The organism is Stutzerimonas stutzeri, assembly GCF_002890915.1.
In the GTDB taxonomy this organism is placed as follows: Bacteria; Pseudomonadota; Gammaproteobacteria; order Pseudomonadales; family Pseudomonadaceae; genus Stutzerimonas; species Stutzerimonas stutzeri_AF.
The window spans coordinates 1-15,995 of the sequence record NZ_POUT01000022.1; the positions used below are offsets into that span (position 1 = coordinate 1).

Here is a 15,995-nt window from a genome sequence, read left to right on the forward strand (position 1 = left end):
CCGTAATAGTCTCGCACTGATTTTTATGCGTGCAGCGTGTGATACAGAGTAGGCGTGCAGCATGTGATACAGCCTACCCGTGCACCATGTGATACAGCTTCGGAAGATGACTTGGCTGGACGCTTACCAGGAAGGGCAGTTAATCGACATCGTTCAGGCTCCTGAGAAGGGAAGGGCTGAAGAGGGCAATACGCACCCGTCTTCCCTTAAATGATTCAGGTCTGAAACTTGGTTAAATCTCGTTGGCGAAGTTGGGCGTGGAGCTCATGCTGTGCTAAAGCTCAGCCGGTCCTAACGGTATTAAAGTCGCTTCAGAAGCCGATATCGAACGTACAGGGAATAGCTGGCAGGCTCAGTATGAAGTCGAAGGGAACGGCGGCCAGCTGTGCCTGCTACGACGAATCCATTTGTGCAGGAGATTAGTGCTGATGCCGTAGCTCAAGGCCATGCCGGCAGCCGAGGACGGTAGCAGGCTGAGCCCCCCGAAGACTGCGCCTTGAGGATCTAGGACGGTGTTGGCCTGGCACGGAAGGCCTCCGCGAGGGGGTAAAAGGTGTCCAACAAGATAAGTGGACACCATGTGGCTGGCTGGAGGATCGAGGGCGGGTTGCAGAGATTTCCAGGGGGCTAGCTTGGACACCTGGATAACGCATCGGAAGACCGATGGAATGAGACGGGGCGTCGAGGCAGAAGGCTGTAACACCATCGACACCTACAGCTTAACCATGTCCAAGTAACCCCGAATCGGCGCTCCTCGTTTATCGAGACGAGGCTTGCCACCAATCGATCGCAGGACCGACCGCGACAGCAGCTTGTTGCCAGCAACGCAGGACGTCTCCGGCATCATCACGCAGTCTGGACAGGAGCCTCCGCGCTCAGTACACAGTGATCCCGTCCCGCACTGCGTTGCCTTAGAACTCAACATGGCGGTCAGCATTTCCGTGCCAGCATTGCGCCAAAGAGCTGAGAGGTTACCCAGGTCCATAGTCGTGCCATTGCGGTAGACAACGAACGCCAGGTCAGCCGGGAAGATGTATTCGCCCAATGAGCCCAGATCCAAGCCGGAATACTCCGACACGTGTTTCATCAGAAGGTGCGAGTAGCTGTGGAGCAGGGTGTACAGATAGAAGTAGACCGGCGGCGCCGTGGTTTCTGGCAGGTTGTCCAGGAAAGGACTCATCGACTGAGCAGCCCCCAACAGGCCTGCACCAATCCTCTCGCCCGGATTCAGCGTGAACATGTCTGGGCAATTTAAGCTGAGTAGCCATTCGAGAACGAGTTCTTCCTTGAGCCGCACATAGATGGCCTCGTTGCCCTGCTGCACTACGTAAACGGGGAACCTATAGCTGTCGTTTTGCTTCACTGGCGGGAATAGGTTGAGGCGAACTGGCATGTCCATACCACGCTTCTCCCGCAGGATTGGCGTCGGCTCCATCCGCGAATAGCCGAAGCTAAAGCGGCACAGGTCGAACTCGCGGATGAGCCCCATGTCATCCAGGCCCAGCTTGTCGAACAAGGCGCGCGTGTTGCTTTGTAACTGTTCCGTCTTGTCTTTGTCTTCTGGCGCCAGGTCTTCGTCCAGCCGCGTGAAGGATACATATGGTTTTTTCCCGTTGGTCCGCGTCTCCACGTCCAGGCGCGTGCTCTTCAGCGCCGCATGCTCGATGGCAAGGCGGAAAGGGTCGAACTTGGATGCGAACGCCGACTGCCTGTTTCGAAGATTCGAGACAACTGCCACTGGAAGATCAACCTTGGGAAGCAAGATTTGTCGTCGGCGAAGATCCTCCAGAATCCGCTGCCGACTGGTGTAAGCCATCTCGATGGCACCATTGAGCGTTGTACGCATCGGTTCGGCGAACCCCTCAAGTGTACGAATCTGTTCCACAGCTGCCAGGTAGTCCGCCAAGTCCTTGACACATTCCGGATTGCCTGCGCATGCCTTCTGCACATCCTCGTCCGTGATGGGCTGCGCAGCAAAGCCATATTGCTTCGCGACGAAGTCCTTGAGCTCCGCCTCCCGCCCTGGACGCAGTCGAGTTAGCAGCTGCTGGCTGCCGTCCTTGAAGTCTATGAACAGGTCTGACTTGACGTAATACGCGCTCGATGCGCGATAAGGCGTTGCCTGCATCCGCACTTCGGTCAACCGATCCGGGCCCATCGCGGGGCCGAGGATGCGCAAGGTGTCGCGGTCGTTCTGTAGCCACTTAGGTGACAGGGGCTTGTCGCAGGCGGCGCATTCGAAGAACCAATCGCCAATACCAGCGGAGCGCCGATTTAATTTGAACAGATAGCTCCCGCAGACGCAGTTGTCGCGGCGCTTGACGACCTTGGCATCGCGGTCGCTCCAATGCCATTGGCCCGGGAAGGCCGCCTCCCAATGGCCAGACCAGTGTACGAAGATGACATCCAACTGATCCCAGTCGCATTGGCCCTTGTTTTTCGGGTTGGGGCAGTGCTCGGGCGTAAGGTTCCCCAGGTCCTTGTCCAGCTCGGCAAGGGTCTCATAGTCCTGGAACATCCCGCAGGTGCGACACACGAACGTCAATGGCGCCGGGGTGTACTCCATGTGCGAAGGTCTGCATAGATAGAAGCGGTCCTGCCCCGGTAGCTGGAACTCCGTTTTTGTAGGGTCAAGCAAGGCCTCATAGACGCATTGCGCGGGCAGGATGCGTGGTTTCGTTGGATCACCATCGCGTGCGGACGAGGCGGCATCGAACCAGGCGCGTCCCAGTTCGTTCATTCGTTCGAACACTAGGTCCATAGTTGAATCCGACAGCTGAATGGGTTCACCGGCCGATGAGCGAGCGATACACGCGCCCATCCCTCCTTCAAAGGTGAAAAAGCTTTCTGGTGCGTAGGCCGTCGCAAGTTGATTGCGAGAGCGGTTCATCGTTTTGGCTTTGGCCATCATGCTTCTCCCTCAGCTCCGCGACTCCGTAGCGTTATCCGTCGAGTCGATGTCGGCGCCGGAGCCTCGCCGAATGAAAGTCATCGCACGAGCCGTCATTCCGTCGGCTACGCGCTTGTATGACGCGTCGGTGCTGGACTCATGGATGAGGCCAGGTTGGTCCACATCGCGCAACGATGTCATCGGACGTAGCAGGCTGTTCCTCGCTGCAAAGAACTGGACCAAGCGAGTGCCGTTGACGAGCCGGTCGACGCCAAGGTCCTGTTGGTAGTGTGTGAGCTGCTCCTTGAGCAGCGAGCGGTAGTAGTTTTTACCCTCCGGCGAAGGAGAGAAGGACAGACCGAGGGCCTTCTCCATGAAAGCCTCGGTGGCCTTCATGTTTGCTGGCACTGCAAGGAAGTCACGCACGTCGGGTGCCATCGCAAACGTAGGGCTGTTGCGCTTTTTATCGTCGTCTGATGCGCATAGGTGCTCGATGGCGTTCATGCCGCATACGTACTCCTGGAAGAAGCTAGGCATCACCCGCACGAGGGCTTTCTCGGCCCATCGGTCAACCGCGGCCGGCAAAATCATCCGCTCAAGAAACCGGTGGAAAATGTCGTGAATCTCTAGCACGAAGCGGTCCCGATACCGCTGCGGCACCGGCACCAACAACGAGAAGCCCACGTGTGTGCGACCCACGCGCGACGATGCCTGAATGTACTCCGCGATGTCTGACGGGATGCCCGCGAAAAACATTGCATTGAACTCTTCTACGTCGACACCATGCGAGATGGCAGAGGTAGCGATGACCGATCGAAGGGTGTTGTTCAGCTCCGGGAATGGCTTGTTGATGCCAACGCGGGTCTCTGCGCGCCGGACGATGTCCTGGATGTCAGCGGCGGACACCGCGCCTGAGATGAGCTCCGAACTCAAGGCCTGGTCAGTATAACCCTCGGTGTGGTGAAGCTTCTCGAACTGGACCTTCTCGGTATCAATGACCTGGTCGCCACCCTTCTTGTTGGTGACATAGGTCAGGGCGATGCGGTGCAGGTCCACCAGCGTGAGCAGCGTCGCGGCGTCCGCATTGGTAAGCAAACGAACAAACTGCGCCTGCAGAGGGCCAGGCGATACCCATCGAATCAGCTCGGCACGCGCGGCCTCTTCCATAGTCGGATCCTCGCTGCGCAGGCGCTCGTACAGCCGAGTAAGCATCACGTGGTAGTGCCCGAGCACAGAGGCCATCGCAACGGTGTGGCGGTGCCCATTGGTAAGGACTGAGGCGTAGACGCGCGCCCAGTGGCTGCGCAATTCCACGTTATCGACGGGGATGGCTGCGCGTTCGATATCGTCCGGTGTAGCGTCGGGTGGTAAGGGCGTTGCGTAGAACGAGTCGTATAGGGTTGGTCCCGGGTATGGGAACTGAATGGTGTTGTCTCGCTGGTAGAGGTTGGCCATTTGGCGCTGTGGCTCGCTGACCGTGGCCGATGCGGCGATGACCTTGATTCTTCGGCGCACCGACGAGTCGGGCTCACACGACAGCTGTCCCTTCAGTAATGGCGCAAGCTGGTCAAGTGCGGCCTCCAAAGCAGACTCAAAGAGTCCGGAGAACGTCCCCAGGGATTCGTCGAGCAGGTGCGCCTCGTCCTGAATCAGAAGGGAGGGAAAAGGGTCAAAGAATCGCTTCTCTCCAGACGCAAAGGACGGAAACAATGCGCGCGTTCCGGCGCCCGGGTGGCCATCCCAGTCCTTGGGCTTTATCGGCACATACAAACGCTCACTGCCGGTCTCAACCAGCGGAGCCAAACCGAACATGCCGAAGAACTTGCGGATAGTCCCTTGCGACTGGCCGATGGCGGCGAGCTTATCGACTGTGCCTAGAAGGACCGACGGAGCTAGGTCGTAGATATCTTCGTCGACGATGTAGAAGGGCAACGGCGTGGGAGTGGCGAAGCGAGCATTCCAGGAGCATTTCTCCTTTGGCGCAGTGCAATAGTGCCCCATCGCGTTCGCACCAGTGCCCGAGTGACGGCGCAGCGCCAGTAGGCTACCGTCCTTGTTGCCACAAAACGGGCACGTCGATAGCTTTAGCCAGCGCTCGCGGGCGCTTTTGTAGGGTTGAACGTCCTTGTGCTTGGCCTCTGTGTTAGGGGGAACTTCGGCGTCGGAAGGAACTTCGCTGTAGCCGTCCTCGGAGTGCCAATTTGGCGTGTTGCTGCCGCCCACCCAGAATCCGAGCGAGAACGGCTCGCCTGGATACCCGCGGGAGTGGCGAACCTCTTCAGCGGCGCCCATCGTGGTGAAGGTGCGGCGTGCTTGCTGCAGGGTGAGTAGGCGCAGCGGGTAGCGCATTAGTGCCGACACGCCCCGATGCTTGCCCCTGAGGCGGTCGAGGAAGAGCACGAATGCGAGCAGGCCCAGAAAGGCTTCGGACTTGCCACCACCGGTTGAGAAGTACAGCAGCGTCACGGCGTTAGCATGCTGAGCAACGTCGGGAGTGTAGAAGCTATGGAACTCGGAGATGCGCGTCGCGAAAGCGGGGACAGACGCCAAGATGAACGCGAGCTGGAACAGCCTCCACTCGTCATAGCCCTTCGACTTGCCTACCTTGGCCATGGCGGTATTCATCGACACCCATGCCTCGAATGGGATGCCAAGTGGCGACTTCTGGACGCCAGGCCCACTCCAATTTGCGCGCGACTTCTCCAAAATGTCCAGACCGCACCGGATGGCTCCCAGCTCACTGCGCCAGGCCGCGAGGTCCGAGTGCAGCTTCTCCTTCTCGGCCGCCAGTTGCTCGGCGGCTTTCGGCCCGTTGAGGCCTTGGTCCACCGGATGCGTTTCGACCTCGGTCAGCCAATCCTCGTAGGCCGTGATGAGCGGCTTCAGGCTAGCCAGGCAGTCGGGTTGCGACAGTTTTGAGATGTTACGTTCAACGGTGCCATCGGTGGGGATAATTCGAGGCAGCACGTAACGCGGCGCCCATGTTGTGGTCAGTCGGTGCTGCGCGCCGTCGACGGCCAGAGTGACGCCGCCGTTGAACCCCAGTGCGGGGTACTTGAGGTACTTGTTGTACCGGTAGGACGGTCTGACCCGGTCCAAGTGGAGGAACTGGTGGTCAGCAGCCGGCACCGAGGCGGTCACCTGTACCTGGAAGAGCGAGGGTTCCAGCTCCTTGAAGTTGGTATTGGTGAGCGGCGCGGTCCAATTCTCCAGCGCCAAGTGGACTGTCATGCGCGTTGCATCGACGGGATCGGGTAGAGCTTGAACGACCCAGCGCAGCTCAATCTGCGGCACGATGACCGCCAGGGCCGAGGCGCGTACCCGTTCCAGAAAGCTTTTCCAATTGCGCACGTCGGATGGCCGGACTCGTGCTCGGCGATATCCCCACAGCTTCCCACCGTTTTCCGGGTCCGAGTTGGCCGCCCAGTCCGCGAGCTGCTTGGCGATAGCCTTATTCAGCTCATCAGTTGCCGTCTTGGCATCTGCTTCGGCAGTCGCCGGTGTGAACTCGAAGGAGGGCAGGGTAAGATCGAGTCTGAGCCACTTCGGCGGGGGAGGGATATCGTCCGCCAAGTCGTCTGGCGTGGACAGGCTAACGGCAACCTCTTGAGCGGGACGTATTTCCCCGTTCTCGCCATTTTCAGCGTCTGTGTCCTCTGCCTCGGCGTCTTCCTCTGCCGGAGTGCGGTCTAGCTGGTTGTCGAACGGCAAGCCCATTGACTCGTACACGGCCTTGCGAGCGTCATAGCTCCTCGTGGCCCACTCTGGGTGCGTCTTGCCGCCTGACAGCTCAGTGGCGAGCTTGCCCAGCGCGTCCTTGACCTTGCTACGGATGTCGGCGCGGGCCTCCCGGGTCAGCGGGAACGTGGCTTCCAGCCTACCCCCAGGCTTCACATCATCCTCGGTTGGGAGAATGCGGACGTACACGGCACCCATCACCGAAACGCCCAGCGTGGTATCCGTGGCCGCCGAACGGATCTGGAAGTCCATGCCATGCGCGCTGATACGGATGGGATCCGCTTCCTCGTCGCCGCCGCGCTCTTCGGCTGGCATCGGCACGATGAATTCGGACATCAGCGCCGCGCTGGGTTTGGCTGCATAGATGACCTTGTAGAAGTCACCGCGGCCAGCCAGTCGCGCCGAAAGCCCGTTGAGTAGGCTGTCGACCACCGCCTCCTTGTAGGCCGGATGAATGTCGCGGGGGTTCTTACTGAGGATGGGCACTTGTCTCTCCCTTCTAGCTTGTGATCACGCGCGCCGGCGGAGGCACGATGTGTTCGACGCGATAGATGCAGCGTAACGCCTCTTGCTGTAACTGCCGGATGACGTCTTCGGGTACCTTACGATACGTCGCCGCGCTCTCGGGCTGGAAAAGAATCTCGGCGTATCGGGCGACCAGTTCTCGCCCCAGGCACTGGTTCAAACGCCGCGCATTGCGAACGAAGCCCCAGTGCTGCTCAGCAGCCTCGTCGGTGATACCCAAGGCCTTGCAGAAGACTTTGAAATACTTGGAATCTTGGGCAGCATGGGGCCGCGTGTCGTCCTTCGCCTGCAGGGCCAGCCAGTAATACACGCGACCAGGCCGACAGTCCGCCGCTTTGGGGTCCAGCTCAACCATCTTGGCGTGAATCTCGCGCGCCAACGCAGAGCGCTTCGTGGAAGTGAACATCAACGCGCAGCGCCGTTGTACGTCGTCGTGGTAAAGCTTGAGCAGCATGCGGACAGGGTCCACCACAGAGCTGACGTCTTCATTGTTCATCTGCAGTGACGACTCCAGCTTGGCGCGCAATTCGTCGCTCATGTCGAAGATGAAGTCGCCGGGCTGAATGGCGCTAGCGGCAGCGCGGCGGAACGGCGGGTCTTCATCAGGCATGTGACGGTAGACCCATCCGGCGGCGTACGACCTACCGCCTCCTTCCAGTTCAAACTTGTAATATGCCTGCTCGCCGCTCTGGCTGTTGTCTTCAAACTTGAAGGTGAGGGACATCTCCCGCAACTTGCCGATGACCAGAGGATTTGGCACGTCTGCGAGGCGTCGCTCGAGTTCCTGCGCCAACAGGTTGATTCGGTCCCGGTAGGCCTTGAACGCCCTCACTTCCTTAATGCTGGTGAGCGTCGTGAGGGTTGATTCGGCCTGGCGATAGGCTACGAGCACGGCTGAGCCGTGCGGCATTTCTGGATGCGTTATCAGAATGCGTAGCACGTCGGGATTGATGCCAACGAAGGTGAAATGCTTACCCGTACGGTCGCTGGCTAGCGTCTTGCCAACGGTGGACAACGTGTGCCACTCGATGCGCTCGTCGGCTGCCGCCCAATCCGCTTCTAGTTTCCGCTTGAGAAAACGTTGTGCCAGCAGCACATATCGGTTGTTCGGCAGCACCAGCGAGATGCCCTGTCGGTCGGCAACTGCATGCTTTTGTACTTCGGCCAGCACGCGTGACGCCATCGGAGTGGCATCGTTCCAGTCGTCGATGAGCTTTTCGGCTCGGGCGATGGCTCGTTCAACGGCATCGCGCACCTTATTTAGCGCGCCGGAGTCCAGTGCCGCAGCGAGTTTGAGCTTCACGGGCGTCCAGGCATTCTGCTGGCTGCCGTAGTCGCCTTCGCCGGCTTCCGCCGACGCAGTCGTCAGGTCGGTGTATCCCGCTGGCATGTTCGACAGGCGTAGGACGTACAGACAGGCGTCGAGTAGTGCCTGATAGACCGGGCTCTCCTCACTGCCTGCTGACGCAGTCAGACGTTGGAATGCTAGCGCGAGCTGGGAGGCGTCCCGGTCAACGATGCTCACATTGAAATTCGAGCTGCTGCGCTGAGCCGGTACCCAATCTGGAGCAACGGGATGCGCTGAGAGCAGTACATCGCTGGTTTCAACGGCCCACTCCTTTGTAGAGAATGTCAGCTTGAATTTACTGAGCCGTGCTTGAAGGATGAAAAACGTCTTCGGGTCGTCTGTAACAATAACTGCCCCGGTATCTGCGAAGCCATTCTCGCGTGTGAAGAGCAAGAAATCAGGGATACGCTTGACGGCAGAAGAGCTCGTATTGTTAGCGGCGCTGGTGGCGTCGAGTAGCAAGAGTTCCGGGCGCCCCTGGCCCTTTAACGCGGGCGTGGTGAGCGCGGTTCGCCACGCCCCCTTTCTGGCCATGTAGTGCATGGCCATCAGTGCGCCTGGTGCCTTGTCTGGCTCACTCCACTCGGAGCTGACCTTCTGACGAAGGTCACGCCGGTTTGCGAGGCGATCAACTTTTGACAGAGTCCGTTCGAGTGGGTTGGTAACTGTCGTTGTCCAGGCACGTTTGGCGGGATCGAAAACGAAGGTTGGAACAAGTTCAGCGAGCGATGGGTTAGGTAGCTCAGGGTGATAGTTTCGAATATCGTTAATAGCGTTCAGCGCAGCGAGAAAAGCCGGCGACGTAGTGCTACTCACTTGAGAAACGGATCCGTTGGGTTGAACCGCCCACAGGGTTCGGAAGAAATCGCTCAGCTGCGTTTTTTCTACGAGCACGCTATGAAGAGAGGTTCGGCACGCGTGAGTGGCGGGGTACATTAGGGTCCGAAGTCCACGTAAGTCCGTAGCAAATACTCGCTCGATGTTGGCCAGAGCATGTAAGACAGGTAATGAAGTCATTTTGGACGGCCAGATCAAGCAAAGGGTGATGCCTCCTTCGTCTGCGGCACTTAGCAGTGTACTAACGAGCTCATTCGTCCACGGTTGTTGAGCAATAAACTCATCAGTCGATCTCAATTGATAATCCACATGTGCGCTTCCAGCGCGTACATGAGCCCACGGACGCGGTATGCTCGGCTCCCCAGAGACAATAGGTAAAAGCGGTGCAGGCGCAACAGTGTTGGGCTTTGGCGTTTGCTGCTTAGAATCAAATTTTCGTGCCGAAATCTTGCGCGCGAGTTCCGAGAGCTTCTCTCGGGCTTTGGCTTGGTCTGCCAAGCGTTCTGCTATAGATTTGAAATGGCTCATTAGCAGCCCTCCTGGCCTTGTCTATTCAACTCTTAGATATAAGTTGAAAGGAGTCATTCACAGCTTGATCCAAGGTGCTCCCATTAATCAGAGCCTCTTTAAGCACTATCGGATCTGGTAGCGAAAGTTGGCTTAGCTCGAAAACTGAGACGTTGGTGGCCCCAGAAATACACCGGAAATAGCGATCCACCGCATATGTGCTTAGGAGCTCTGCCAACTTCGTTGGAGGTAACGCTGGTTTATCAGTTACTTGCTCAACGATCACTACGTGATTTTCACCGATAAAGCCGCCGTATGTAGTAAAAATAGACGGTGATACAGCAGCGGCGACGAGGCGGCGGGGTTGGTCATTCGATGTCACTCGCTGCATTACCACACAAGGAGATTTAATCACCGATAGGCACTTCTTATTGCCAATATCAACAAAGCGGTGCTCGCCGTTGTAGGTGGAGATAACTTCTGGCTGGACAATTCCTCCGGCAATAATATCTCTTGACCACAGCAGTGGAATGGCTGTGTAAGCACCTGCCTCCTGCGCATCCCGAAGCGACTCGAACTTAGGTCGTTTGTCGCGGTTCCAGACATAGGCCCCGATACGCACTCTGTAGCCATAATCCGTTAGACGAAACTTGAACGAGCTGATGGTTTTTACAAGAATTACGTCTTCGGTAGAGCGCGGAATGGGCCATACAGCTCCGGCGTTTGGAAGCAGACATTCGCCAACACTTCTATATTGGCCTGTGGCAGACACCACCGAAACGTTAGCTCGAACCTGCATGCGATCCTCTTCGGCGCGTCGATGCAAGATGGTCATCGCGGTTTCTTGCTCGACATCGATAAATACGCCTTTTCGATCGCTGATCATGCCAATGTGTTCAATGTCGGTGTTGCGTATTAGGAATTGGCGTAATCGGCTAAAGTATTGGCCAGAAAGAAAGCTAGTCGGTGTGACGAGCGCAGCACGTCCGCCGTTACGCAGAAGACGCACGCAGAGAGTGATAAACAAGCAATAAAGGTTAGGTTGTGCTTCGATAACGTCCGAATAGGTGGCCCGCAAAGGTTCAAGCTCCTCGGCCCTCATCTTACGGTATGGGGGGTTGCAGACAACGACGTCGATCTTGCCTAAGTTGGTGGACAGCTCGGTTAGTGAGTTCACATTTTGAACGTTGAATGTTGGGATATAGCCTGTCTCTTGAATTTCGGCGTGCAGAGCCATACACAGAAAGTGCTTGGATAGCTCGCACAACGTTTTGTCTAAATCGGTGCCGTAGAGGTGCTCCTCGACATGCTTGAGCAACCTGAGAGGAGGTAGCCCTTCGGCCACCAATGCTGCTCGCATGCGAAGTGCGATCGGGGCCAGGAACGCCGCCCCTCCGCAGGCTGGATCCATGAAGGAAAGGCGTCCAAAATCGGTACCTTGGTCGGCTAAGTCGTCGAGCAGTCCTTTCGTTAGCGACACAGGCGTAAAGAACATTGCCAGCTTCTTGCGATAGCCTTCTTCGGTAAGCATCGCATAGGACGAGCTGAGCCAGTACGTGGCGTCGAGGAAGCCGAGCTGGCTCAGCACTGCGACGAATGTGACGATTTCCTGCCTGGAAGCCAACGCCTCTGAGTAAGGTAGGGACGATTTAGGAAGAGCGGGACACTCAATTTTGCACCATAGGTGCAAAATCGTCCCTACGAGCGTAGCTGCATCGGCATTATACCGATGAGCCAATAAACCGAGGGTTTGAATATGTCGCTTGATAGACCGTTTCGATGGAGGTGTCATCAAACCCAACCTCAGTCTATCCTGATAGGTTGAGTATCGTTTGCCTTCTGGCTCATCCGTTCCGTTCCTTGCTTCAGATGGCTCTACTTGAGCTTCTTCCGTGGCCTTTAATCAGAAATCCTGGTTTGAGAGGTGGCAGCCGATAAGGGAGATTTAGAGCTTGTCCCACTTTGCTCGCTCGTCTTCACTTTGTGAGTGGTGGATCCAGGTGCCGATGTTGGTCGACCTTTGATGCATTCGCCGGGTGTCTGATACAGGATGGGTATTAGATCACGAAATGTGGGCGAGAACAGGCTATTTGTTTGATGTCCTTAGGTTGAGAGGCAGTTGTGCGTTGGAACTCCGCGCGTTCGCCTGACCACCGGGCGGCAGAACCGTTGGGTATGGTTGCAATGGAACGGGTGGTGGCCGCCAGGCTATCGGATTCTCGCATCCAGGCGATGGTGCTATTACCTATTCTGATTGGCTGCCCCTACTGATCCGGATTTGGCGCTTTCTGCCTGGCCAAGCTGGAGGTATAGCGCACCGATGAGTGAGTTCCCTGGACGGTTCAGTGTGTGTCTAGGCTGCATTCGCTGATGGCACTCTGTTACCATTTTCAGTGCAGTAGTTTGAATCAAACGCAGCAGAGGGAGGCGCTGGAGAGGTTGACAGATAACACTGGAACAAACGTGCTTCATGAAGCGACAGCGGCAGCGCTTGGTTTTTATTTTCAGAGCCAGTTTGCGTTACTGACTCTCATTTCGCAGATGACTAGCGAGGCCGCTGTAGCGGTGGAGCGATTAGACGATGTGGAGCTAAAGGTCAACGGACAAAGCCTGCTGTTTCAGCTCAAGCATTCTATTCAGAGCAATCCTCCCGCAGTCACTCTCGGATCCGTAGCGTTCTGGAAAACCATCAAGGTCTGGATCGACGTCCTGCCTCTTGTTTCCCTCGCAGATACTACGTTCCACCTTGTTTCAGTTGGCAAGGTACCAGTTGATTCGCCGCTAGCCGCTTTGTGCGATCCGAACAGTGACCGCCAAGCCCTGCTGCTGGCGATGGAAGAGGAAGCCGATCGCGTAATTGCCGAGCGGGCCAAGGCTAAGGAGGCGGGTATCAAGCTTCCACATACTGCTCGGGGGCCAGGGTGCGATGCTTTTCTTAAACTTGAACCCAGCGCTAGGTTGAGCCTGTTGCGTCGAGTGATTATTCAACAAGACAGCAGGACCATCGGACAAATACCTGCTGAGGTTGCCAGGCGGTTGCATATCATTCCTCGCCTGCAACGGCAGCAGGCAGCGGAGCGCCTACTGCAGTGGTGGGATCAGCAAGTTGTATTCAGCTTGTGTGGGAAGCGCGAACGAGTCATTCAGCGTAGCGAAATGGAGCAGCAAATATCCTCCATCATCGCGGATTTGGAGGATGGAACACTGGTTGCTGAGTTCACGAACTTTACGCAGCCTGAGGACTACGAGCCCGATGGAATGCTGACCCGCCAAATTGAGCTTGTGAACGGGAGAGCTTCGGATATCGCTAAGGCTATCCGCGCTCAATGGCGGGCCAAAGAGCAGCGGTCCAGCTGGATCAACAATAATCCGCGAATGCGCTCGACAATCGCGAGCTATGACAGCGTGCTCACCGAACGCTGGTCTGATCGCCATACTCAGATGGTGGAGGATTGCGCTGACCTTGAACCGGCTCAGGTAGAAGCAAAGGGATTAGAGCTTCTGCGCTGGACTCATGAGCTCGCTCCAAACCAAGTAGAGCCCATCGCTCATGGCTGGAGCGCTCATTACTACGTACAAGGCACTTACCAAGTGCTTGCAATCGACCTTCATGTGGGCTGGCACGCAGACTACCTGAAGCTTCTCAAGGATTAGAGCGATGGGTATTGCTCATGACATTTTTGCCGAAACAAATCCGGCTTATTGCGCTTGTCTGCTGGCCGCTTTCGTCCGAGCTTATCGCACCCGAAGTGGATCAGTGCCAGATATCACGTTGTGTTACGCCGCTCTGCCTTTAGCGTTGTCCGGAGACCTGACTTCAACGTTCGATCACACAAATCGCAAGACCGGATTATTGGAGTGGATGCGTCGCAGTCCCGTTATTCAGATTCGTCTCGCTGATCGGGTGAATGGGTCGTTGGACATCGTTACGGAGGCGGTCAGGTTTGCCTGTTTCAGCAATTTATTGGTCATTACTACCGAGGGCAAAGTAGCCCCAGGCGCCTCGTCTCTACCCAAGCATCTCAGGGTACAGCTCACGCAGGATACTCAGAAAATTTTCGACAACATCGACCGAATTGGTCATTGGTTTGCCCTGGCGGGCTCAACAAGGACGGTATTCAACCTTATGGGGCTTGAGCTATGAGCCGTTGGAACATTTCAAGCATCTTCTTTTTGGGCGAGGGCGGCCGCGTTCGTATTCTCGACTTGAAGCTTGGCGAGGTAAACATCATCACCGGTGCGTCGGGAACCGGTAAGTCGACGCTGATCAAAGCCATCGACTATTGCTTGGGATCGAAGGTCTGTGAGCTTGCTGCCCATGTGAAACGCCACAGTATCGCTGTGGGCGTAAAATGGGTATTGGGTGATGCGCAGATGATCACGGGGCGGGTCATTCCACCTCTGGGACAAGACACCAGCACCAAGATGTTTGTCAGCAGCGGGCGTAACCTCCCAATCCCAACGTCGTTGACGGAGTTTGAAGGCGCGACAACCCTTCAGGCGGGCAAATCCTTTATCGAACGAGCGTTTGGTATTGGCGGGGTAGCAGACGCTTCAAACGAAAGCAGTGCCCGAAAATGGCGGCCGACGGTGCGCCATGCAACTGCTTACATGTTCGTCCCCAAAGACGTGATCTACAACGAGACCGCTTTACTTCATGGTTTGGATCAGGCCGACGAAGCACCAGCCATTATTGAGACGATGCCATACTTCCTCGGCGTCGTTACTCAAGACACAGTGATCCAGGAGCGTCGGCTACGCGACCTGCGCAAGCGGCTTGATCGGGAGGAGCGTCAGCTTCGGGTTCGTCAGGCCGAAGGTAGCGATTACAAAAAGCATGCAATGCGCTTGCTGATGGATGCCCATCGTTGTGGTTTGTGTGACCTCCCACCCGATGATGCTTCAGAAACTGATCTTCAAGACGCATTATTGAGGGTCAAGCGGCTGAAGATTGACAGGAGCGGGCAGAACCCGAACGAGAGCGAACTTTCTAGTCTCCATACACAGCGGCGTAGCCTGCTCAGCGATATCGAAAATGCGAGGCGCAGCTCGCGAGCGACACAAGCGGCACTTCAGGAAATGACGGGTTTTGAGGGGGCGGTGCGGCGGCAATACGAGAAGCTGAAAATTGCAGAGCATCTTCAGCCAGTGGCCCACGCTTGCCCTCTGTGTGAAACGCCTAGTGAGCGTGGGATCGCTGCAGCCCAAGCCATCCGCCAATCAATGAAGATCGTCCGCTCTGAAAGCGTAGCTGTTGAGAATGTACGACCTCGTCTTGTGGATCACGAGGGGTCACTGCAGTTGGAGCTCGCGAGGCTTAATGAAAAGCTCAAGGGCGTCGATGAGCGCATAAAAACCTGGATTAGGCAAAGCGACGAAGCCAAGGAAATGGATGACCTAGCTCAGTATCACGCGCACCTGATGGGCAAGGTTTCGCAGTTCCTGGAAATGAACCCGGCGACGCCGCTTCCAGGCCCTGACTTGGACGTCCTGCGCGAGCAGATTGAAGAGCTGGAGGCGCTCATCGATAACGATGCCAAACATGTGCTGCTCACACGCGCCGAACGAAAAGTTTCGCAATATCTGTCTGATGCATTCGCATCGTTGCCCACGGTCGAACCATGCATTGAGGCTGATTTGGAGTTCTCCTCCAAACCACCGGCCATCGCGATTATTGAGAAGGATACTGAGACGGTATTACGGCTACCCGATGCTGGATCGGATGAAAACTACCTTGCTATCCACATCGCGCTATCTTTCGCCCTGCAAAAATATCTCGGGATGATCAAGGCACCGGTACCTGGCTTTCTGGTGTTCGATCAGATCAGCCGGCCCTACTACCCACAGCGGGGGGAAGACGAGGCAAGCATTGGAGAAAATGAGGAAGTCCTGGCGATGCGTCGGCACCTGGATTTTCTATTCAAAGCTACCGCTGAGCAAAATGACCTGCAGGTTCTGCTGATTGAACATGCGTATTTCGGTGATGATCCCCGATATGTGGCGGCTACCCGTATGAGGTGGAACAAGCTATCCGGGGATGCCTTGATCCCTCTGGACTGGCCGAAGAGAGAGAGCAGCCTTTGAGTACTACTAGCAGAGGCACCCAGCCTCCTTGGGCTGTAGGTACTTTGTTCATATCATCCTCGACTG

The 15,995-nt window shown here is 56.6% G+C and carries 7 protein-coding genes; 3 read left to right on the top strand and 4 right to left on the bottom strand.

What is annotated here, in order from left to right; genetic code table 11:
- Positions 1 to 712: 712 nt before the first annotated feature.
- From CXK94_RS21655 to CXK94_RS21670, 4 genes are read right to left on the bottom strand one after another with little or no spacing between them, the layout of a single operon-like run.
- Positions 713 to 2,911 (bottom strand): hypothetical protein, encoded by a 2,199-nt coding sequence (locus CXK94_RS21655; protein WP_178382929.1) that lies wholly within the window; start codon positions 2,909 to 2,911, stop codon positions 713 to 715.
- 9 nt (positions 2,912 to 2,920) lie between these two features.
- The gene (locus CXK94_RS21660; protein WP_049247405.1) at positions 2,921 to 7,114 is read right to left on the bottom strand and encodes a DEAD/DEAH box helicase; all 4,194 of its coding nucleotides are present in this window, start codon (positions 7,112 to 7,114) and stop codon (positions 2,921 to 2,923) included.
- A gap of 13 nt (positions 7,115 to 7,127) precedes the next feature.
- Complete coding sequence (locus CXK94_RS21665) at positions 7,128 to 9,866, bottom strand: hypothetical protein (protein ID WP_049247404.1); 2,739 nt, start codon at positions 9,864 to 9,866, stop codon at positions 7,128 to 7,130.
- Between the two features lie 25 nt (positions 9,867 to 9,891).
- Positions 9,892 to 11,637, bottom strand: coding sequence for an HsdM family class I SAM-dependent methyltransferase (locus CXK94_RS21670; RefSeq protein ID WP_079385920.1), 1,746 nt, complete (start codon positions 11,635 to 11,637; stop codon positions 9,892 to 9,894).
- Between the two features lie 671 nt (positions 11,638 to 12,308).
- On the opposite strand from CXK94_RS21670, the gene CXK94_RS21675 reads away from it, so the two are divergent.
- Genes CXK94_RS21675 through CXK94_RS21685 form a run of 3 tightly spaced genes read left to right on the top strand, consistent with a single transcriptional unit; the run spans position 12,309 to position 15,929 of the window.
- Complete coding sequence (locus tag CXK94_RS21675; protein WP_162839019.1) at positions 12,309 to 13,499, top strand: ABC-three component system protein; 1,191 nt, start codon at positions 12,309 to 12,311, stop codon at positions 13,497 to 13,499.
- A 4-nt stretch (positions 13,500 to 13,503) separates the two neighbouring features.
- Positions 13,504 to 13,989 carry a three component ABC system middle component gene (locus tag CXK94_RS21680; RefSeq protein WP_049246596.1) on the top strand — a complete coding sequence of 162 codons (486 nt, stop codon included), beginning with the start codon at positions 13,504 to 13,506 and terminating at the stop codon, positions 13,987 to 13,989.
- A complete protein-coding gene (locus CXK94_RS21685; RefSeq protein ID WP_049246599.1) occupies positions 13,986 to 15,929 on the top strand; it encodes a DUF3732 domain-containing protein in 1,944 nt (647 codons plus the stop codon). Before CXK94_RS21680 ends, CXK94_RS21685 begins: the two co-directional genes overlap by 4 nt.
- The last annotated feature ends 66 nt before the right edge of the window (positions 15,930 to 15,995 follow it).

Excerpts from the sequence above, each read along its gene's own strand:
- CXK94_RS21655 (WP_178382929.1), bottom strand. The coding sequence starts at position 2,911 with ATGATGGCCAAAGCCAAAACGATGAACCGCTCTCGCAATCAACTTGCG.
- CXK94_RS21665 (WP_049247404.1), bottom strand. The coding sequence starts at position 9,866 with ATGAGCCATTTCAAATCTATAGCAGAACGCTTGGCAGACCAAGCCAAA.
- CXK94_RS21670 (WP_079385920.1), bottom strand. The coding sequence starts at position 11,637 with ATGACACCTCCATCGAAACGGTCTATCAAGCGACATATTCAAACCCTC.
- CXK94_RS21680 (WP_049246596.1), top strand. The coding sequence starts at position 13,504 with ATGGGTATTGCTCATGACATTTTTGCCGAAACAAATCCGGCTTATTGC.
- CXK94_RS21685 (WP_049246599.1), top strand. The coding sequence starts at position 13,986 with ATGAGCCGTTGGAACATTTCAAGCATCTTCTTTTTGGGCGAGGGCGGC.